The 18,459-nt window shown below is 65.3% G+C and carries 19 protein-coding genes; 3 read left to right on the top strand and 16 right to left on the bottom strand.

Annotated elements, in window-relative coordinates; all coding sequences use genetic code 11:
• The 7 genes from ACVWZ5_RS18265 to ppc all read right to left on the bottom strand — a co-directional run bounded on the left by ACVWZ5_RS18265 (window position 1) and on the right by ppc (window position 7,147).
• A complete protein-coding gene (locus ACVWZ5_RS18265) occupies window positions 1-690 on the bottom strand; it encodes an extensin-like domain-containing protein (RefSeq protein ID WP_280071464.1) in 690 nt (229 codons plus the stop codon).
• 6 nt (window positions 691-696) lie between these two features.
• Window positions 697-1,527: an isocitrate lyase/PEP mutase family protein gene (locus ACVWZ5_RS18260; protein WP_457340776.1), complete on the bottom strand. Its 831-nt coding sequence runs from the start codon at window positions 1,525-1,527 to the stop codon at window positions 697-699.
• Window positions 1,528-1,549: 22 nt separating this feature from the next.
• On the bottom strand, window positions 1,550-2,419 hold the full coding sequence (locus ACVWZ5_RS18255; protein ID WP_084943548.1) for a DUF72 domain-containing protein: 870 nt from the start codon (window positions 2,417-2,419) through the stop codon (window positions 1,550-1,552).
• A gap of 3 nt (window positions 2,420-2,422) precedes the next feature.
• The gene (locus tag ACVWZ5_RS18250) at window positions 2,423-2,713 is read right to left on the bottom strand and encodes a hypothetical protein (RefSeq protein ID WP_028691563.1); all 291 of its coding nucleotides are present in this window, start codon (window positions 2,711-2,713) and stop codon (window positions 2,423-2,425) included.
• A 132-nt stretch (window positions 2,714-2,845) separates the two neighbouring features.
• Window positions 2,846-3,520, bottom strand: coding sequence for a tRNA (adenosine(37)-N6)-threonylcarbamoyltransferase complex dimerization subunit type 1 TsaB (tsaB, locus tag ACVWZ5_RS18245; protein WP_280071463.1), 675 nt, complete (start codon window positions 3,518-3,520; stop codon window positions 2,846-2,848).
• 90 nt (window positions 3,521-3,610) lie between these two features.
• Window positions 3,611-4,261 (bottom strand): adenylate kinase, encoded by a 651-nt coding sequence (adk, locus tag ACVWZ5_RS18240; RefSeq protein WP_028691565.1) that lies wholly within the window; start codon window positions 4,259-4,261, stop codon window positions 3,611-3,613.
• Between the two features lie 258 nt (window positions 4,262-4,519).
• On the bottom strand, window positions 4,520-7,147 hold the full coding sequence (gene ppc, locus ACVWZ5_RS18235; protein ID WP_280084102.1) for a phosphoenolpyruvate carboxylase: 2,628 nt from the start codon (window positions 7,145-7,147) through the stop codon (window positions 4,520-4,522).
• 146 nt (window positions 7,148-7,293) lie between these two features.
• Here ppc and ACVWZ5_RS18230 point away from each other — a divergent pair, with 146 nt between their 5' ends.
• From ACVWZ5_RS18230 to ACVWZ5_RS18220, 3 genes are all read left to right on the top strand, one after another.
• Window positions 7,294-7,638, top strand: coding sequence for a hypothetical protein (locus ACVWZ5_RS18230; RefSeq protein WP_062574962.1), 345 nt, complete (start codon window positions 7,294-7,296; stop codon window positions 7,636-7,638).
• 255 nt (window positions 7,639-7,893) lie between these two features.
• Window positions 7,894-8,307, top strand: a complete 414-nt coding sequence (locus tag ACVWZ5_RS18225) for a DUF4398 domain-containing protein (RefSeq protein ID WP_028691568.1) — start codon at window positions 7,894-7,896, stop codon at window positions 8,305-8,307.
• Window positions 8,308-8,356: 49 nt separating this feature from the next.
• Window positions 8,357-9,145 (top strand): OmpA family protein, encoded by a 789-nt coding sequence (locus tag ACVWZ5_RS18220; protein ID WP_062574964.1) that lies wholly within the window; start codon window positions 8,357-8,359, stop codon window positions 9,143-9,145.
• A 164-nt stretch (window positions 9,146-9,309) separates the two neighbouring features.
• Here ACVWZ5_RS18220 and ACVWZ5_RS18215 read toward each other — a convergent pair whose 3' ends face one another.
• The 9 genes from ACVWZ5_RS18215 to ACVWZ5_RS18175 form a co-directional block, all read right to left on the bottom strand.
• Window positions 9,310-9,636 carry a hypothetical protein gene (locus tag ACVWZ5_RS18215; protein WP_028691570.1) on the bottom strand — a complete coding sequence of 109 codons (327 nt, stop codon included), beginning with the start codon at window positions 9,634-9,636 and terminating at the stop codon, window positions 9,310-9,312.
• The gene (locus ACVWZ5_RS18210; RefSeq protein WP_457340775.1) at window positions 9,633-10,556 is read right to left on the bottom strand and encodes an alpha/beta hydrolase; all 924 of its coding nucleotides are present in this window, start codon (window positions 10,554-10,556) and stop codon (window positions 9,633-9,635) included. Before ACVWZ5_RS18210 ends, ACVWZ5_RS18215 begins: the two co-directional genes overlap by 4 nt.
• The gene (locus tag ACVWZ5_RS18205; RefSeq protein ID WP_028691572.1) at window positions 10,528-11,805 is read right to left on the bottom strand and encodes a flavohemoglobin expression-modulating QEGLA motif protein; all 1,278 of its coding nucleotides are present in this window, start codon (window positions 11,803-11,805) and stop codon (window positions 10,528-10,530) included. The genes ACVWZ5_RS18210 and ACVWZ5_RS18205 overlap by 29 nt, the downstream gene beginning before the upstream one ends.
• Window positions 11,806-11,897: 92 nt before the next feature.
• Entirely contained in the window at window positions 11,898-12,446 is a 549-nt protein-coding gene (locus ACVWZ5_RS18200) for a LolA-like protein (protein WP_062574967.1), read from the bottom strand.
• 29 nt (window positions 12,447-12,475) lie between these two features.
• Window positions 12,476-13,180, bottom strand: coding sequence for a TetR/AcrR family transcriptional regulator (locus ACVWZ5_RS18195; RefSeq protein WP_062574968.1), 705 nt, complete (start codon window positions 13,178-13,180; stop codon window positions 12,476-12,478).
• Window positions 13,181-13,304: 124 nt separating this feature from the next.
• Window positions 13,305-14,807: a lysine--tRNA ligase gene (lysS, locus tag ACVWZ5_RS18190; RefSeq protein ID WP_062574969.1), complete on the bottom strand. Its 1,503-nt coding sequence runs from the start codon at window positions 14,805-14,807 to the stop codon at window positions 13,305-13,307.
• 93 nt (window positions 14,808-14,900) lie between these two features.
• A protein-coding gene (prfB, locus tag ACVWZ5_RS18185) for a peptide chain release factor 2 (protein WP_139121065.1) occupies window positions 14,901-15,996 on the bottom strand; the annotation gives its coding sequence in 2 pieces (ribosomal slippage) (window positions 14,901-15,923 and window positions 15,925-15,996; 1,095 coding nt in all).
• 129 nt (window positions 15,997-16,125) lie between these two features.
• On the bottom strand, window positions 16,126-17,835 hold the full coding sequence (gene recJ / locus ACVWZ5_RS18180) for a single-stranded-DNA-specific exonuclease RecJ (protein WP_062574971.1): 1,710 nt from the start codon (window positions 17,833-17,835) through the stop codon (window positions 16,126-16,128).
• Window positions 17,836-17,865: 30 nt separating this feature from the next.
• Complete coding sequence (locus tag ACVWZ5_RS18175; protein ID WP_050704212.1) at window positions 17,866-18,408, bottom strand: YaeQ family protein; 543 nt, start codon at window positions 18,406-18,408, stop codon at window positions 17,866-17,868.
• Window positions 18,409-18,459: the final 51 nt, after the last annotated feature.

Genomic DNA, 18,459 nt, shown 5'->3' with positions numbered 1-18,459 from the left:
TCAACGGCAGATCTGCCAGAACCCCATGTCCAGGTGAAAGTGGTTGTGGTGCGCGGCGTTGTAGTCCGGCCCCAGTGCCGTGCTGAAGCTTTCGCAGGCCGCCGCCTGCACTTGCCGCAGGAAGTCAGCCTTGGGGCCCTCTCCCCGCCAGTCCTGGGCCAGCACGATGCGCTGCCCATCCTTCAGACGAAAACCACTGATATCAAGCGCATTGGCCGTGGCATGCTGGCTGAGCCGGCCTTGCTTGCGGTGGTAGACATTGCGGCAGGCGAAACTGCCCAGATGATCGACCTGGGCCACCGGCTGACCGAACACCCGCTGCGCTGCCGGCTGCAATCCATGCATTTCGAACAGTGCATAGGCCACCGCCAACGGACAACTGGCGAGGAAACTGCTGCTCAAGCGCGCCTGCCCACCCTCCACACGCCAGACGTTGCGCAGCGGGCAAGCGGCCTGCGGCGGGCTGTCACTCTGCGGTCGGTAACGCAGCGTGGTGGTCTGCAACGCCTGGCGGCATAGCTCGGGATCGTCGCGCAGGCGCGACAGCTTGTAAGGCGTCAGCAGATTCGGGGGCTGCCGAATATCCAGAGCGGCCCAGGGGTTCCAGGCAGCTGGCGGGCGCCAGCCCATCAACCAGGCGAGCAGCACAACCAACAGCAGGCTGAGCAACGCAGTCAACGCTCTACCCATGGGCCCTCAACGGCGGAACAGGTCGTTGAGCTGGGCAAATGGCAGGGCCTGCTCGCCATAGCCGAAGGTGCCTTGCTCGCGGATCTCCAGCGCGGCCCGCTGGAAGGCGCCCAACGCCGCACGCGCCAGCGACGAGCCGACACTGATGCGCTTCACACCAAGGTCCTGCAGCTGATTCACGCTCAACGGTACCCCCGGCATGCCCATCAGCACATTCACAGGCCTGGGCGCTACAGCCTGCACCACTGCCCGGATCTCGTCGACGCTGCGCAGGCCGGGCGCGTACAACACGTCCGCTCCGGCCTCGGCATAGGCCTGCAGGCGGCGAATGGTGTCATCCAGGTCGAGGCGCCCGTGCAGCAGGTTCTCGGCGCGGGCACAGAGGGTGAAGGGGAAGGACAGGCTGCGGGCGGCCGCGACGGCGGCACGCACCCGTGCCACGGAAAGCTCGAAATCGTAGATCGGCGCATCGCTACGCCCGCTGGCATCTTCGATCGAACCACCCACCAGCCCCGCTTCGCCAGCGCGCAGGATGGTCCGGGCGCAGTCTTCCGGCAGGTCGCCGAAGCCGTTTTCCAGATCGGCCGCCACCGGCAACGGCGTGGCATCGACAATGGCACGGGCATTGTCGAGGGTCTCCTCGGGCGTCAGCGCGCCTTCGGCATCCGGCCGCCCGAGGCTGAACGCCAACCCGGCACTGGTGGTGGCCAGCGCCTCGAAACCCAGGCTGGCCAGCAACCGTGCGGAGCCGGCATCCCACGGGTTGGGAATGACGAACGCGCCATCACGCTCATGCAGTGCCTTGAAGGCTTCGGCTCGCAGGGTTTGCACATCCATGGTTCAACCTCCGACAGTCAGATCACAGTAACCCCAGTTGTTCGACCTCAGGGGCACGCGGCAATTCAGGCAGCGCCGCCAAGCCTGGCAACAGGCACATCAGGCGCTGGTGAAAACGCTGGGCCAGTGCCGCGGCCAGACGGTTGTCCGAGGTATGCAGGAAGACGTACGGGCGGCGCCCCTCCTCGATCCAGGCGGCGACCTTGTCGACCCAGGGCGTGAGAAAGCGCTCGTTGGCCTCGAGCTCGGGATGGCCGATGAAACGCACCTGAGGGTACGGGGTAAAGGCCGCCGGGCGCGGCGGCACCTTGGGCTTCTTGGCCTGGGCATGGAGCACGGCGGGCTCGCGCGAAGCGCAGCTGAACAGCGCACGCGGATCCAGGCAGATGCGCTCGACACCGCGTTCATGCAACAGGCGATTGAGCTGGCGCTCCTCCTCGCCACGGGCAAAGAACGCGTCGTTGCGCACCTCCACCGCCACCGGCACGCCGATCTCGTCGAGAAAGTGCGCAAGCTCTGCGAGCCGCGTCGGCCCGAACATCGCCGGCAACTGCAGCCAGTAAGGCGACACGCGTTCGCCCAAGGGAGCCATCAGCCGGGTGAAGTCCAGCGCCGAATCGAGCTGTTCGCGCAGGTCGCCCGCGTGACTGACATCCCCGGGGAACTTCGCGGTGAACCGGAACCCAGCCGGCATGATCTGCGACCAACGCTCTACCGTTGTTGGCGCGGGGCGGGCATAGAACGTGGTGTTACCTTCGACGGCGTTGAATACCTGGCTGTACAGCCCGAGGAACTCGCTGGTACGGGCGTCGGCGGGGTACAGGTACTCGCGCCAGGCGTTTTCAGCCCAGGATGGGCAACCGAGAAAATAAGGGAGGGGTGATGGCGTCATCCATCAAATGTACAGGTCCAGCCCCAGCACTTCCATCTCCCAGTCGGTGAAGCCGGCAGTGGTCAGGTAGCTGGCCAGCGCCGTGGAGGTCCGCCGGTCGCGGGCACGGGGGAAGATCAGGTCCTGCTGGCGGGCCGGCAGGTTCTCGCCGCGACGGCTGGCACGGCTGACCTGCGCGTCGATGTCCTCGATGATCTCGGCGTCGGCTTCGTCGATGGCTTCGTCACGCGCCGGCGCCTTGCGAGGCGCACGCTTGATGGGGTAGCTCTGTGAGGAGAAGCCGTCGATACGCATGAAAGGGGCACTCAGGATCAATGATGGCAATTTAGCAGCATCAGGAATCCTTCGCTAATGCCCGAACTGATAACTGGACCACAGAACGCGCAAAAGGTTTTATCGTGAACGGCGATAGCCGACGAACTGCATTCAACGCGCCTTGGGCGTAGCCACATTATCGCGCAGGTAAACCGGTTGCGCCTGGTCGGCGGCGACCGCCTCGCCCCGCGCCCAGGCGAAGCCGGCCAGGGTGAGGATGTCCAGGGCATTGGGCAGGACGATGGCATCGCTGGCCGCGACCTGCACGGCCAGCCGCTCGGCATAGCCCCAGCCGGTGCCGGCGCCGAACCAATCGCCCTCCAGGTCTTGCGGCAGCGCAACCCGCTCCGGTGGCAGCACCGTTTCATGGCCGATCAGACGCATCTCGCCCTGCTCGGCGTGGTAGCAGCCCCAGTACACCTCGTCCATGCGCGCATCGATGGCCGCGGCCACCTGCTGCGCGCCTCGCTCACGCAGCGCGCCCTGGGCCAGGGCCGCCAGGTTGGACACCGGCAGCACCGGACGCTCGAGGGCGAAAGCCAGCCCCTGGACCACGCCGATGGCGATACGCACGCCGGTGAAGGCGCCCGGGCCACGGCCAAAGGCGATGGCGTCCAGCGCGCTCAGCGCCACACCCGAGTCAGCCAGCAGTTGCTTGATCATCGGCAGCAGCTTCTGCGCGTGCAGGCGTGGGGCCACCTCGTAGTGACTGGTCACCTTGCCGTCGTGCAGCAGGGCGACGGAACAGGCTTCGGTGGCGGTATCCAGGGCCAACAAGGTGGTCATCGAACGAGGTATCCAGGCGACAGGGGAAAAAGAGCGGCAGTATAAACGACAACGGCCCGCAAGCGGGCCGTCGTGACGCACGGTGATGGATCAGCTCAGGGCTGCCAGCACCTTGGCGGTGATCGACTCGACCGAGCCGACACCTTCGATGTGGCTGTACTTCGGCTTGCCGGCGTTGGCGGCCGACAGCTTCTGGTAGAAGTCCACCAGTGGCTTGGTCTGGCTGTGGTAGACCGACAGGCGGTGACGCACGGTTTCTTCCTTGTCGTCATCGCGCTGGATCAGGTCTTCGCCAGTGACGTCGTCCTTGCCTTCCACCTTCGGCGGGTTGTACTGGATATGGTAGGTACGACCCGAGGCCAGGTGCACGCGGCGACCGGCCATGCGGCCGACGATTTCTTCGTCGTCCACGGCGATCTCGACCACGGCGTCGATGTCGACACCGGCGGCGACCATGGCTTCAGCTTGCGGGATGGTGCGCGGGAAGCCGTCGAACAGGCAGCCGTTGGCGCAGTCTGGTTGAGCGATGCGCTCCTTGACCAGGCTGATGATCAGCTCGTCGGAGACCAGCTGGCCGGCATCCATGACTTTTTTCAGCTCCAGGCCCAGCGGGGTGCCGGCCTTGACGGCGGCACGCAGCATGTCACCGGTGGAGATCTGCGGAATACCGAACTTTTCGGTGATGAACTTTGCCTGAGTACCTTTACCGGCCCCGGGAGCTCCCAGCAGAATTACGCGCATCTTGTGCTCCTCATATTTTTCTTTGCAAATCAACGGATTCGGCGCACAAGGCCAACTCCGGAAAATCGGACGAGACCGTAAAATCGGTCAAAAGGCTGCTCAAGATACACAGCGCCCGCCCCCCCGACAAGCGTCCAAAAGTGCCAGGAACGGGCCGCCCGCGGCTGGCCGGGGCACGGGTTGCGCCCGGCGCAACCGGCCGTCACGGGTTGGCGCAAGGCCAACCCCGTCCATCACCGGGACCGGTTTCGAACGACCTCAGCCGGTATTGCGCAAACCAGCCGCGATCCCCGCCACGGTCACCAGCAAGGCCTGCTCCAACGGGCTGTCCAGAGCGGCTTCACGGCTGCGCGAGCGCGCCAGCAACTCGGCCTGCAGGCGGTGCAACGGGTCCAGGTAGGTGTTGCGCAGGCGGATGAATTCCAGGGTTTCCGGGCTGTGCGCCAGTAGCACCGGCTGCCCGGTCAGGCCCAGCACCACCTGGCACGACTGCGACAATAGGTCGCGCAGGTGCGCGCCCAGTGGCAGCAGTTCGGGTTGCACCAGACGTTCGTCGTAGGCCTCGGCGATTTGTGCATCGGCCTTGGCCAGGACCATCTCCAGCATGTCGATGCGGGTGCGGAAGAACGGCCATTGCTCGCGCATCTGCGCCAGCAGCGCCCCCTGTCCGCGTGCCAGGGCATTGTTCAGCGCCGTTTCCCAGCCCAGCCAGGCCGGCAGCATCAGCCTTGTCTGGGTCCAGCCGAATATCCACGGGATCGCCCGCAGGCTCTCGATGCCGCCGGCGCGGCGCTTGGCCGGGCGGCTTCCCAGCGGCAGGCGGCCGAGTTCCTGCTCGGGGGTGGACTGGCGGAAGTACTCGACGAAGTCCGGGTTTTCGCGCACCACGTCGCGGTAGGCCTTGACGCCATCGGCGGCCAACTGGTCCATCAACGCGCGCCAGGCCGGCTCCGGCGGTGGCGGCGGAAGCAGGGTCGCCTCCAGCACGGCGGCCAGGTAGAGGTTGAGGTTCTGCTCGGCAATGCCCGGCAAGCCGAACTTGAAGCGGATCATCTCGCCCTGCTCGGTGGTGCGGAAACGCCCGCCCACCGAGCCCGGCGGTTGCGACAGGATCGCCGCGTGGGCCGGTCCGCCGCCGCGCCCGACCGTGCCGCCCCGGCCATGGAACAGCAGCAGCTCGACCTGGTGCTCGCGACAGATGCGCACCAGGTTCTCCTGGGCACGGTACTGGGCCCAGGCCGCCGCGGTGGTGCCGGCGTCCTTGGCGGAGTCGGAATAGCCGATCATCACCTCCTGCGGCCCTTGCAAACCAGCGCGGTAGCCCGGCAAACCGAGCAGACGTTCCATCACCGGGCCCGCGTTGTCCAGGTCGGCCAGGGTCTCGAACAGCGGCACCACGCGCATCGACCGGGTCAGCCCGGCCTCCTTCAGCAGCAATTGCACCGCCAGCACATCGGAGGCCGCGCCGGCCATGGAGATCACGTACGACCCCAGCGACGCCGCAGGCGCGGCGGCGATCTCGCGGCAGGTGGCGAGCACCTCGGCCGTCTCGGCCTGGGGCTGGAAATGCGCCGGCAACAGCGGGCGACGGTTGTTCAGCTCGGCCTGAAGGAACGTGATGCGTCGCTCCTCGTCCCACTCGGCATAGCGACCGAGGCCGAGGTAGTCGGTGATTTCCGACAGCGCGTCGCGGTGCCGGGCGGCATCCTGGCGCACGTCCAGGCGCACCAGGAACAGGCCGAAGGTCACCGCCCGACGCAGGCAGTCAAGCAACGGGCCGTCGGCGATCACACCCATGCCGCATTCATGCAGCGACTGGTAGGCCAACTCCAGCGGCGCGATCAGCTCGCGATTGTCCACCAGCACCGCAGCGCTGGCAGGTTGTGTGCCTGTCAGCGAGGCATGGGCCCAGGCACGGGTGGCGCGCAGGCGGTCGCGCAGCTGCTTGAGCAGGGCTCGATAAGGCTCGGCGCTGTCGCCGACCTTGTCTTTCAGCGCGGCGCTGGCCTGCTGCATGGACAGCTCGGCGGCCAGGCCGTCGATATCGCGCAGGAACAGGTCGGCGGCCATCCAGCGCGCCAGCAGCAGGACTTCGCGGGTGACCGCCGCCGTAACGTTGGGATTGCCGTCGCGGTCACCGCCCATCCAGGAGGCGAAGCGCACCGGCGCCGACTCCAGCGGCAGGCGCAGCCCGGTGGCCTCGAACAAGGCCGCGTCGACCTTGCGCAGGTGGTTGGGGATCGCCTGCCACAACGAGTGCTCGATGACCGCGAAGCCCCACTTGGCTTCATCCACCGGGGTTGGCCGGGTGCGACGGATCTCCTCGGTGTGCCAGGCCTCGGCGATCAGGCGGCGCAGGCGTTCACGCACCTGCTGGCGCTCGCCGGGAACGAGGTCGCGGTGGTCCTGCGCGGCCAGTTGCGCGGCAATGGCGTCGTACTTCTGGATCAGGGTGCGGCGGGCCACCTCGGTGGGATGGGCGGTAAGCACCAGCTCGATGTTCAGCCTAGCCAGTTGCCGGGCCAGCTCATCGTTGCCGTGGCCCGCCGCCTTCAGCCGCGCCAGCAGTTCCGGCAGCACCCGCGCCTCGAACGGCTCGGGCCGGTCGGCGTCGCGGCGCCGGATAAGCTGGTACTGCTCGGCGATGTTGGCCAGGTTGAGAAACTGGTTGAATGCCCGCGCCACCGGCAGCAGGTCCTCCTCGGCCAGGTCGCCCAGGGTCGAGCTCAGTCGCTCGCCCTGCCCGCGCCGGTCGGCCTTGGCGCTGTGGCGGATGTCCTCGATCTTCTGCAGGAACGCCTCGCCATGCTGCTGGCGGATGGTCTCGCCCAGCAGTTCTCCCAAAAGGTGCACATCCTCGCGCAAGCGCAGATCGATATCACTCATCAGCCTTCTCCACTCCAGGAAACCGCATGCGCCCAAGAGTGCCCACTCGCGCCCGCGCCTGGCAAGCCAGAAGCGCCCAGAGCAACTAAAGTGAACACAGGACATCCGAAGCAATGCCACTACCAGGCTTTGACAGAGAGGTCATCATGAAAATCCGCCAACTCGCCGAGCACTGGGAACAGAACGCCGCCGGCCGCCTGAGTCCCACCGGCCATGTCCTGCACCTGGACATGGAAGCCGAAGCGCGCCTGGCCGCGCTGATCGACATGTACCCCAAGCGCAGCCCCGAGGAACTGCTGGGCGAATTGGTGGCGGCGGCGCTCGAGGAACTGGAAGCCAGCTTCCCCTACATCAAGGGCCAGCAGGTGATCGCCACCGACGAAGAAGGCGACCCGCTGTACGAGGATATCGGCCCCACGCCACGCTTCCTGGCCCTCTCCCGACGCCACCTGCAAGCCCTCGGCAGGGTGCGCAAGGAGCCGTCGCACTGAACCTTTCCGGGTGCCGGGCGAAGCCCGGCATACCGTCATCCACGGCGGAAGTTCCAGGAAAAATCCGCTGACTGATTAGTCAGAAAAAAATACCTTTAGCGTGCAAATTTTTCTGAACTATTCAAAAAATGCCTGGGTCACAGCCAATAGCCATCACGGCAAAACCCTGTAAACACGGGCCTTTGCGCCCGACGCTGGCCACAGGGGAACAGCGATAGCCACCGCGTGGCATCGTCGTTTAACAGGAGTGACCCAATGGAGTTGACCACCATGAAGACCCGCATCGCACAACCTTCCTCCACTCACCTGCGCGGGCTCAAGCTGGCCGCGCTGGCCCTGGGCAGCAGCCTGGTGCTGGCCGGCTGCGCGGGCAAGCCGCCGACCGAGCAATACGCCGTGACCCAATCGGCGGTCAACTCGGCGGTCAGTGCAGGTGGCACCGAATTCGCCGCGGTGGAGATGAAGGCTGCCCAGGACAAGTTCAAGAAGGCCGAGATCGCCATGCACGACAAGCAGTACGACCAGGCCAAGCTGCTGGCCGAACAAGCCGAATGGGACGCCCGCGTCGCCGAACGCAAGGCCCAGGCAGCCAAGGCCCAGAAAGCCGTACAGGATGCCCGCCAGGGTATCAACGACGTACGCGAGGAAGGCCTGCGCAGCGCCGAATGAGCCCTGCCCAGCCTCATGAGCCTTCGTTAACGATCAAAGGATGAACACTATGCGCAACTACGTCATGATTCCCGCCCTGCTGGCCTTGAGCGTGGGCCTTGCCGCCTGCTCCCACGACCCGAACGCCAACCTGGAGTCGGCCCGCACCAACTTCTCCGCCCTGCAGAGCGACCCACAGTCGAGCAAAGTGGCCGCGCTCGAGACCAAGGACGCTCAGGACTGGCTGAACAAGGCCGACAAGGCCTACATGGATCGCGAGGACTCGAAAAAAGTCGACCAGCTCGCCTACCTGACCAACCAGCGTGTCGAAGTGGCCAAGCAGACCATCGCCCTGCGTAGCGCCGAGGCCGAACTCAAGAACGCCGCCGCCCAGCGCGCCCAGGCCAAGCTGGACGCCCGCGACGCGCAGATCAAGAAGCTGCAGGACAGCCTGAACGCCAAGCAGACCGACCGTGGCACCCTGGTGACCTTCGGTGACGTGCTGTTCGACTTCAACAAGGCCGTACTCAAGAGCAGCGCCTACCCCAACGTCACCAAGCTGGCCCAGTTCCTCCAGGAGAACCCTGAGCGCAAGGTGATCGTCGAGGGCTACACCGACAGCGTTGGTTCGGCCAACTACAACCAGACCCTGTCCGAGCGTCGCGCCGCTGCGGTGCGCATGGCACTGGTACGTGCCGGCGTCGATCCAGCACGCATCGTCGCCCAGGGGTACGGCAAGGAGTACCCGGTGGCCGACAACAGCAGCAACTCGGGCCGCGCGCAGAACCGTCGGGTGGAGGTGACCATCTCCAACGACAACCAGCCGGTGGCACCGCGTTCGGTGAGCCAAATCCAGTAATCGCTAGTGCTTGAGTGAAAAACCCCGCCTGATGGCGGGGTTTTTCATGGCTTGGGATTGAACATCGTGCAGGTGACGCCTCGCGGGGCAAGCCCGCTCCCACGCAAAAAACATCCTCTTGAAACCTGGTCTGGCACCGACCCCATCTGAAAGTCAGGACACGCTCACTGCACCTGCTGCGGCGTCTCCTGCCCCATGCAGCGCACCGCGCGCTTGCGGTTGTCCACCAGCACCCCGGTCAGGCCCTTCTGCTCGGTGTCGAACAGCACCAGCACGCCATCGATGCACTGCGCCACCTGTGGCGCCGGCGTCAGCGAGACCTTGTAGTCTTCCCCCGGAATGGTCTTGAGCATGGTGAAATCCTGCAGCAACAGCGCATCCTCGGGCTTGGCGAAATGCAGGTAGCCGTAGTACCAGAGGGCTCCCACCGTCACGATGATGCTGCCGACACCGGTCAGGATCAGCGGGATGGCGTTGCGTTCTTCACTCATTGCTTGTTCTTCTCGTCAGGGTAGTTAGGTACTTCGGCCAGGCGGCGCAGGCCGTTGAAATGGGTAGGGTCTTCCAGGAAACGCAGCATCACCTGACGCCAGGTCGGATCGGCGAAGGTCTGCACATGGTCGCCCCGGGTCAATTGCAGCACCCGGGGCGGCGGCGCCTGGCGGTACAGGCGCAGGCCGTTGTCCAACGGTACGAGGTTGTCGTCGATGCTGTGGAAGAACAGCTTCGGCGGGCTGTCCAGACGGGCGATCGAATTGACCGCGCTGTCGCCGTCCGGCACCAGCCACGACAGTGGCACCTGCAGCGGCCAGGTCATCCACGAAGTGCTCAGGGCATAACGCCCCACCGCCCGGTAGCTGGCGGGCACGCCATCGAACACCAGGGCGCTGAAGCGTCGGCGCTGCTCGGGATGCTGGGCCAGGTAGTGGATGGCCATGGCCCCACCGAGGCTCTGGCCGAGCAGCACCAGCGGCCGGCCCTGGGCCTGGGGCGCCTTGTCGAGCCAGTCCAGCGCCGCGCCGATGTCACCATAGACTTCAGGCAATGTCGGCTTGCCCTGGGACAGCCCATAGCCGCGATAGTCGATCATCAACACCTGGTAGCCTGCTTTCGGCAGCCAGTAGCTGCCGCCCAGGTGCCAGGCCAGGTTGCCGCCATTGCCATGCAGGTGCAGCACCGTTCCCTTGACCTCGACACCCTGCGGCACGGGCAGCCACCAGCCATGCAGGCGCGTGCCGTCGGCGGCGCTGAGGGTCAGGTCCTGATACTGCAGATGGGCCATTTGCGGGGTGAACGGCTGACCGGGCTCGGGATAGAACAGCAGGCTGCTGCAACCGCCCAACAGCAGCAGCCCGAGGCCGAAGACGAGGTGACGGCAGGCGTCAGAGAATGTTCGCGTAGTCGGCTTCAATACGGTCCAGGCTCAGGTGGTTGAGGAAGTTGGAGAAGCACATCCAGGCCGACAGCGCGTTGAGGTCGCGGAACTGCTCGGGCAGGTACTTGGGCGGTTCGACCAGCCCTTCCTCGACCAGCTGGCGCAGCGTGCGCATGTCTTCCAGGGTAGTCTTGCCGCAGAACAGCAAAGGGATCTGCTCGAGCTTGCCCTTCTTCACGGCCAACTGAATGTAGTTGTAAACCATGATGAAGCCCTTGAGGTAGGACAAGTCCTTGGTGAATGGCAGGCCGTTGGGCACCGAGCCCCGGAACACCCGGCTGGCGTTGCTGTAGCTCTGCCCCATCTCGAAGCCCTGGCCACGGAAGAACTCGAAGACCTGCAGGAAGTCGGCGCCCTCCTCCACCATGTGGATGGCACGGGTACGGTTGGTGAGCTTGCGCAGGCGGCTGGGGTAGGAGGCGAAGGCGATCACCTCCATGAGGATCGCCAGGCCCTCCTGGGTCACCGTCGACGAGGGCGGGCCCTTGGCCAGGAAAGTACAGATCGGCTGGTTCAGGCCGTTGAGGGTGGTACCGACGTGCACCAGGCCTTCATGCACTTCCAGGGCGCGCACGTCGCGGCTGTTGAACATGGCGTCGGCGCGTACCTTGATGTAGTCGGCCCCGGCCGCGGCGTCGGCAACGATGCCGTCGGACTCGAACACGCGGATGGTCTCCTCGGCCTCGCCGAACACCTTGTTCAGGCGACGCTGGAGGATCTCCACCGCTTCCTTGGCCGTGAGGTTCTTCGGCTCGTCCTTCAGGTCGCCGCGACCGTCGATGTTGTTCAGGTAGTCCGAGAGCATCAGGCCCAGGTCGGCCAGGGTTGGATCACCGGCGTGGAAGGCGTCGGAGGCGGCGCCGTAGAGCTCCTGAGAGATCAGCCCGAAGTCCTCGGTGCCGCGTGCCTCGAGCATGCGCACCACCATGCGGTATTCCTTGCACATGCGCCGCATGATCTGCCCGACCGGGTTGAACTGGCCCAACTGCCGGGTGATGTCGCGCTCGATGCTCTGGAACTCGGCCTTCACCGCGCTGGAGTCGAACGACAGCGGGCGGTTCTGGTAGTAGGCACGGTCCACCGCCGGTGGCTCCTTGCCCTTGGCCTTGAGGAAGCCCTGGCGGATGCCGTCGTCCCATTTCACTGCGTCGAGTACGCGGATCGGGGTCTGGGTGGCGACGATGCGGTCGGACAACGTGCGTATGGTCTGCTGGTACTCGTCCACGCGGGACTCCTTCTTGGAGCCTCATCGCGGGGCAAGCCCGCTCCCACAACCAGGAGCGGGCTTGCCCCGCGACGAGGCCGGTATGCTCACTGCTATTTACCGGAACGCTGGAAGCGCGCCACCTCGACGAACAGATCGGAGTTGGCGGGATCGTCCAGGTACGCCAGCACCCGCTCGGTCGGGCTGTCGATCAGCACGCCCTCGCCGTTATCTTCCGGCACTTCGGTGTTGCGTCCGCTCAGTTCTTTCTTGGCGACGGCCTGCTGCACCTGCTCGACATCGAGGTTGTAGACCACCAGCTGCTTGCCGTCGATCACCTCGAAGCCACCGATCAGGAAATTGCCACCCAGGCGCTTGGGCACCCCGGCCGACAGGTACCAGCGGTTGCCGTGCCGGGCCACGGTGAAGGCGTATTCCTCGGGGGCCTTGCCCTGGGCACGGGCCACCGCTTTGTAGGTGTTGCCACCCGCGCGGCTGATGCTCAGTTTCAGCGGCTGGCCCCAGGCGTCCTTGCTGCTCCACTGCCCCAGCAGGGCCTTGGGCGCCGGCTGGTTGGCCGGCAGTGGCTCGTCGAACGTCACCAGACAACCGCCCAGCAGGAGGAATGACAAGGTCAACAACACCACACGCCAGGCTTTCATCAGGTTCTCCTTGAAAAGTCGTTCGCCACTCAGGCCGAGGCCAGCACCATCTGCAGGTATCGGACAAGGATAGCGAGCATCTGCTCATCGGCCTGCGCATTCGCATCCTTGAGCAGGCCCTGATATTCCATCTGCTCGATTATCGCCGTCAACATCTGGGCATCCTGCTCGGGCTGGCGCGAGCCGACCACCTGCAGGATCTGCCGTGCGCCATGCAGCAGGATCTGCTCGTGGGCCTGCACCAGCTCGGCCAGGCGCGGGCACAGCAGCGCCTCCTGGCGGAAGGCCTGCTCGGCCATGAGGAAGTCGCGGCGGTTGTTCAGCTGGCGCAGGACGTAGTCGGCCAGCATGCGCGCCACTTCATCGGCCAGGTGCGCCCGGGCCTCGGGGGTGCCGTCGCCCTGGGCCAGCAACTGGCGCAGCACACCTTCGGTGTTGGTCCACAGCTTGGCCATGTAAGCCGCGCTGCGTTCGACGTACTGGGCGAAGGTGTCGGCCAGCAGGTCCTGGATATCCTTGAAATAGTAGGTGGTGGCCGACAGCGGCACGGCAGCCTCGGCGGCCACGGCACGGTGGCGCACGCCGCGCACGCCATCGCGCACGACGATGCGCATGGCGGCGTCGAGGATCTGCTGGCGGCGCTGTTCGCTGCCCTGGCGGGCGGTCTTGCGGCCCTGGTACTGCACGCTCTCGGCGACGGCGGTGGCGATACCGGCGGCACCCTGGTGGGGCATTGCGGGGGTCACTCTGGTTTACCTCACGAACAGTGGGTTGCCTGCCCGGCAATGAGGCCGGCACTGACAACATAAAGCTTCAGGCATGAAAAAGCCGCCTCGAAAGGCGGCTTGTTCAGATCGCTCAGGCCTGTGGACGCATGTGCGGGAACAGGATCACGTCGCGGATCGACGGCGAGTTGGTCAGCAGCATCACCAGGCGGTCGATGCCGATGCCTTCACCGGCGGTCGGCGGCATGCCGTATTCCAGGGCGCGGACGAAGTCGGCATCGTAGTGCATGGCCTCGTCGTCACCGGCGTCCTTTTCGGCCACCTGGGCCAGGAAGCGCTCGGCCTGGTCTTCGGCATCGTTGAGCTCGGAGTAGGCGTTGGCAATCTCGCGGCCACCGATGAACAGCTCGAAGCGGTCGGTCACGGCCGGATTGTCGTCGTTGCGACGGGCCAGCGGCGAGACTTCGAACGGGTACTCGGTGATGAAGTGCGGCTGTTCCAGCTTGTGCTCGACCAGCTCTTCGAAAATCATCACCTGCAGCTTGCCCAGGCCTTCGTGGCCGAGCACCTTGGCGCCGGCTTTCTTGGCGATCTCGCGGGCACGTTCGACATCCTGCAGGTCGGCGGCGGTGAGCTCCGGGTTGTACTTGAGGATCGAGTCGAACACCGACAGGCGCACGAACGGCTCGCCGAAGTGGAACACCTTGTCGCCGTACGGCACATCGGTGCTGCCCAGTACCAGCTGCGCCAGCTCGCGGAACAGTTCCTCGGTGAGGTCCATGTTGTCGCGGTAGTCGGCGTAGGCCTGGTAGAACTCAAGCATGGTGAATTCAGGGTTGTGACGAGTCGAAACGCCTTCGTTACGGAAGTTGCGGTTGATCTCGAACACCTTCTCGAAGCCACCGACCACCAGGCGCTTGAGGTACAGCTCCGGCGCGATGCGCAGGAACATGGCCATGTCCAGGGCGTTGTGGTGGGTTTCGAACGGCTTGGCCGCGGCGCCGCCGGGGATGGTCTGCAGCATCGGGGTTTCGACTTCGAGGAAGTCGCGCTCGATGAGGAACTTGCGGATGTGCGAGATCACCTGCGAACGCACACGGAAGGTGTGGCGGGTTTCCTCGTTGACCATCAGGTCGACGTAGCGCTGGCGGTAGCGCTGCTCGGTGTCGGTCAGGCCGTGGTGCTTGTCCGGCAGTGGGCGCAGCGACTTGGTCAGCAGGCGCACGCTGGTCATCTCGACGTACAGGTCACCCTTGCCGGAGCGGGCCAGGGTGCCTTCGGCGCTGATGATGTCACCCAGGTCCCAGGTCTTGACCGCGGCCAGGGTCTCTTCCGGCAGGGTCTTGCGATTGACGTAGACCTGGATACGGCCGGTCATGTCCTGGATGACCATGAACGAGCCACGGTTGAGCATGATGCGACCGGCGACCTTGACCGGGATGGCGGCTGCTTCCAGCTCTTCCTTGGTCTTGTCCGCGTACTGCTTTTGCAGGTCGTTGCAGTAGCTGTCGCGGCGGAAGTCGTTGGGGAAGGCATTGCCCTTGGCGCGCTCGGCGGCAAGTTTTTCCTTGCGCAAGGCGATCAGGGCGTTTTCTTCCTGTTGCAGGTCTTGCGCTTCGGTCTTGAGGTCGCTCATGTCGTCATTCTTTCCATCAGGTGTTCGTTGCCCCTGTCGGGCAGGGCACGCGATACGGGCCCTGGGCCTCGTATCGCGGCGGTGGTGTACGGTTTACAGCCCCTGCTTGAGGCTCGCTTCCAGGTACTGGTCGAGGTCGCCGTCCAGGACCTTCTGGCAGTCGCTGCGCTCGACGCCGGTACGCAGGTCCTTGATGCGCGAGTCGTCGAGCACGTAGGAGCGGATCTGGTGGCCCCAGCCGATGTCCGACTTGCTGTCTTCCAGGGCCTGGGAGGCGGCGTTGCGCTTCTGCATTTCCAGCTCGTACAACTTGGCCCGCAGCATTTTCATGGCGGTGTCCTTGTTGGCGTGCTGGGAGCGTTCGTTCTGGCAGGCCACCACGGTGTTGGTCGGCACGTGGGTGATACGCACCGCCGAGTCGGTGGTGTTGACGTGCTGACCACCGGCACCGGAGGAGCGGTAGGTGTCGATGCGCAGGTCGGACGGGTTGATCTCGATCTCGACCTTGTCGTCGATCTCGGGCGATACGAACACCGCCGAGAACGAGGTGTGGCGACGGGCGCCGGAGTCGAACGGGCTCTTGCGCACCAGGCGGTGAACGCCGATCTCGGTGCGCAGCCAGCCGAAGGCGTACTCGCCCTTGATGTGCACGGTGGCGCCCTTGATGCCGGCGACTTCGCCTTCGGACAGCTCGATGATGGTGGCGTCGAAGCCACGCTTGTCGGCCCAGCGCAGGTACATGCGCAGCAGGATGTTGGCCCAGTCCTGGGCCTCGGTGCCGCCGGAGCCGGCCTGGATGTCCAGGTAGGCGTTGTTCGGGTCCATCTCGCCGCTGAACATGCGACGGAACTCAAGCTGGGCGAGGGATTCCTCAAGCCCTTGCAGCTCGGTCTCGACATCGCTGACAGCGCCTTCATCGCCCTCCTCGACAGCCATGTCGAGCAGGTCCTTGCAGTCGGTCAGGCCGTTGGACAGTTTATCGAGGGTCTCGACCACCTGTGCCAGCATGGCGCGCTCGCGGCCCAGGGCCTGGGCGTACTCGGGTTTGTTCCAGACAGCGGCGTCTTCCAGCTCGCGGTTTACTTCGACCAGACGATCATGTTTGTGATCGTAGTCAAAGATACCCCCGAATGGACTGGGAACGCTCGGTGAGGTCCTTGATGGTGTTCAGGATCGGTTGGATTTCCATGGGCGGGCAGCTCTCGTGCGAATTCGGTGAAAAGCCCGCGAGTATAACCGAGTCTGGGCCATGGCGGCAGACCCGCCGGGCGGTATGCCGGTAATCCTCACCCGCCCCGCCCAACCCGCTACTGCGAAATCAGCGTGCTTCCATGTGGGCGATCATCAACTGCACGCTCTCGTTCCCGCGAAACTCATTGACATCCAGCTTGTAGGCCAGCTCCACCCACCGCACCGTAGGGTTCGGCCAGACCTCGCGATCGATGCCGAAGGCAATTCCGTCCAGGCGCACCGCTCCGCACTCGCTCTTGAGCACCACCTTCAGGTGGCGCTCCCCCACGACGCGTTGTTCGACCAGCTGAAACACCCCATGGAACAACGGCTCTGGAAAGTGCTGCCCCCAAGGCCCGGCATTGCGCAATGCCCGCGCCAGGTCCAGGTGAAACTCCTCGACCGCCAGGGTACCGTCCGACAACAGCCGACCGGTCAAGTCATCCTCACGCAACTGACGCCGCACCTCTTCATCGAATGCCTCGGCAAACGAAGGAAAGTTTTCGGCCGGCAACGACAGACCAGCCGCCATCGCGTGCCCGCCAAACTTGCTGATCAAGGCCGGATGCCGCGCTGCCACGGCATCCAGCGCGTCGCGGATATGGAACCCCGGCACCGAGCGCGCCGAGCCCTTGAGCATCCCCTCCCCCGCATCGGCGAAGGCGATGGTCGGACGGTGGTAACGCTCCTTCAACCGCGAGGCAAGAATGCCGATCACCCCCTGGTGCCATTCGGCGTCGAACAGGCACAGGCCATAGGGCATGGACTCGACTGGCAGGTCCTTGAGCTGGGCCAGCGCCTCGCGCTGCATGCCCTGCTCGATGGACTTGCGGTCCTGGTTCAGGCCGTCGAGCTGCTGGGCCATGTCCAGCGCCAACGCCGCGTCGTCGCACAACAGGCATTCGATACCCAGGCTCATGTCGTCCAACCGCCCGGCGGCGTTGAGCCGAGGGCCGAGGATGAAGCCCAGGTCGGTGGAGGTGATGCGTCGATGATCGCGCCGCGCCACCTCGAGAATAGCCTTGAGCCCGGGGCGGGCGCGGCCGGCGCGGATTCGCTCCAGCCCCTGGTGCACCAGGATGCGGTTGTTGGCGTCCAGCGGCACCACGTCGGCGACGCTGCCCAGTGCCACCAGATCGAGCAACTCACCGATGTTCGGCTGCGGCTGAGCCTCGTAGCGCCCCAGGCTGCGCAGGCGCGCGCGCAGGGCCATCAGCACGTAGAAGATCACCCCCACGCCCGCCAGGGACTTGCTCGGGAACCCGCATCCCGGCTGGTTCGGATTGACGATGGCATCGGCGGCGGGCAACTGTTCGCCCGGCAGGTGGTGGTCGGTGACCAGTACCTTGAGCCCGGCGGCCTTGGCGGCCGCCACCCCCTCGACGCTGGAGATGCCGTTGTCCACGGTGATCAGCAACTGCGGCTGGCGCTGCAGGGCGACCTCGACGATCTCCGGAGTCAAGCCGTATCCGTATTCGAAACGATTGGGCACCAGGTAGTCGACATGCGCCGCGCCCAGCAGGCGCAGGCCAAGCACACCGACGGTACTGGCGGTGGCGCCGTCGGCGTCGAAGTCGCCGACAATGAGAATGCGCTGGCGCTGGTCGAGTGCCTCGACCAGCAGGTCCACCGCCGCATCGATGCCCTTGAGCTGCTGGAATGGCAGCAAGCGCGCCAGGCTCTTGTCCAGTTCAGCCTCGGTCTGAACGCCACGGGCGGCGTACAGGCGGGTCAGCAGGGGTGGCAGGTTGCCCAGCAATGGCAGGGGCGACGGCAGGGGACGGGGTTCGATACGCATGGGGTCTTCGATAATCTGGTGTGAATCAGGTCAGCCGCGCTCGCCGAGCAGCCACTGCAGCTGCACTTCGTGCTGGCCACGGTCGTCGGTGACGAACACCGTGCCTTCGCTGATCATCACATCCCACTTGATGGTGCGCGGCATGTCGGTGGCGAGGACCTCCAGCACGTCCTGCGGCACGGCGGCGATGCTCAGGTTCTTCAGGCCCTTGACTGCGCCAAGCACCTTGTTCTCCCAGACGCGCAAGCTGCCATAGGCCAACAGACTGGTGCGCTCGGTCCGCCGCGAGCACCAGGTCAGGCGGTCGGCGTCGGGCTGGCCAACCTCGATCCAGTGCAGGATGCGATCGTCCAGGCTTTTTTCCCACAGGGCCGCCTCATCGACGTCCGACAGGCCGCGACCGAAGGACAGCTGCTCGTTGTACCAGAGGGCATAGGCCAGCAGGCGCACGGCCATGCGTTCTTCGGTTTCCGAGGGATGACGGGCAATGGTCTGGCGGACGTTCTCGTACACGCCGCGATCGAGGTCGGTCAGATTCAGTTCGAACTTGTAGGTGGTGGACGGCTGGGCCATGGGCAATGGGCTTCTTGCGGGAGAAAGGCGCACAGTCTAACTGATCCCGGG

The organism is Pseudomonas sp. TE6283 (assembly GCF_054060555.1).
The sequence above is the reverse complement of the archived record's forward strand: the minus strand, read 5'-3'. Positions and strand labels throughout refer to the sequence as shown.

Excerpts from the sequence above, each read along its gene's own strand:
- ACVWZ5_RS18265 (WP_280071464.1), bottom strand. The coding sequence starts at position 690 with ATGGGTAGAGCGTTGACTGCGTTGCTCAGCCTGCTGTTGGTTGTGCTG.
- ACVWZ5_RS18260 (WP_457340776.1), bottom strand. The coding sequence starts at position 1,527 with ATGGATGTGCAAACCCTGCGAGCCGAAGCCTTCAAGGCACTGCATGAG.
- ACVWZ5_RS18255 (WP_084943548.1), bottom strand. The coding sequence starts at position 2,419 with ATGACGCCATCACCCCTCCCTTATTTTCTCGGTTGCCCATCCTGGGCT.
- ACVWZ5_RS18250 (WP_028691563.1), bottom strand. The coding sequence starts at position 2,713 with ATGCGTATCGACGGCTTCTCCTCACAGAGCTACCCCATCAAGCGTGCG.
- tsaB (WP_280071463.1), bottom strand. The coding sequence starts at position 3,520 with ATGACCACCTTGTTGGCCCTGGATACCGCCACCGAAGCCTGTTCCGTC.
- adk (WP_028691565.1), bottom strand. The coding sequence starts at position 4,261 with ATGCGCGTAATTCTGCTGGGAGCTCCCGGGGCCGGTAAAGGTACTCAG.
- ppc (WP_280084102.1), bottom strand. The coding sequence starts at position 7,147 with ATGAGTGATATCGATCTGCGCTTGCGCGAGGATGTGCACCTTTTGGGA.
- ACVWZ5_RS18230 (WP_062574962.1), top strand. The coding sequence starts at position 7,294 with ATGAAAATCCGCCAACTCGCCGAGCACTGGGAACAGAACGCCGCCGGC.
- ACVWZ5_RS18225 (WP_028691568.1), top strand. The coding sequence starts at position 7,894 with ATGGAGTTGACCACCATGAAGACCCGCATCGCACAACCTTCCTCCACT.
- ACVWZ5_RS18220 (WP_062574964.1), top strand. The coding sequence starts at position 8,357 with ATGCGCAACTACGTCATGATTCCCGCCCTGCTGGCCTTGAGCGTGGGC.
- ACVWZ5_RS18215 (WP_028691570.1), bottom strand. The coding sequence starts at position 9,636 with ATGAGTGAAGAACGCAACGCCATCCCGCTGATCCTGACCGGTGTCGGC.
- ACVWZ5_RS18200 (WP_062574967.1), bottom strand. The coding sequence starts at position 12,446 with ATGAAAGCCTGGCGTGTGGTGTTGTTGACCTTGTCATTCCTCCTGCTG.
- ACVWZ5_RS18195 (WP_062574968.1), bottom strand. The coding sequence starts at position 13,180 with ATGCCCCACCAGGGTGCCGCCGGTATCGCCACCGCCGTCGCCGAGAGC.
- lysS (WP_062574969.1), bottom strand. The coding sequence starts at position 14,807 with ATGAGCGACCTCAAGACCGAAGCGCAAGACCTGCAACAGGAAGAAAAC.
- recJ (WP_062574971.1), bottom strand. The coding sequence starts at position 17,835 with ATGCGTATCGAACCCCGTCCCCTGCCGTCGCCCCTGCCATTGCTGGGC.
- ACVWZ5_RS18175 (WP_050704212.1), bottom strand. The coding sequence starts at position 18,408 with ATGGCCCAGCCGTCCACCACCTACAAGTTCGAACTGAATCTGACCGAC.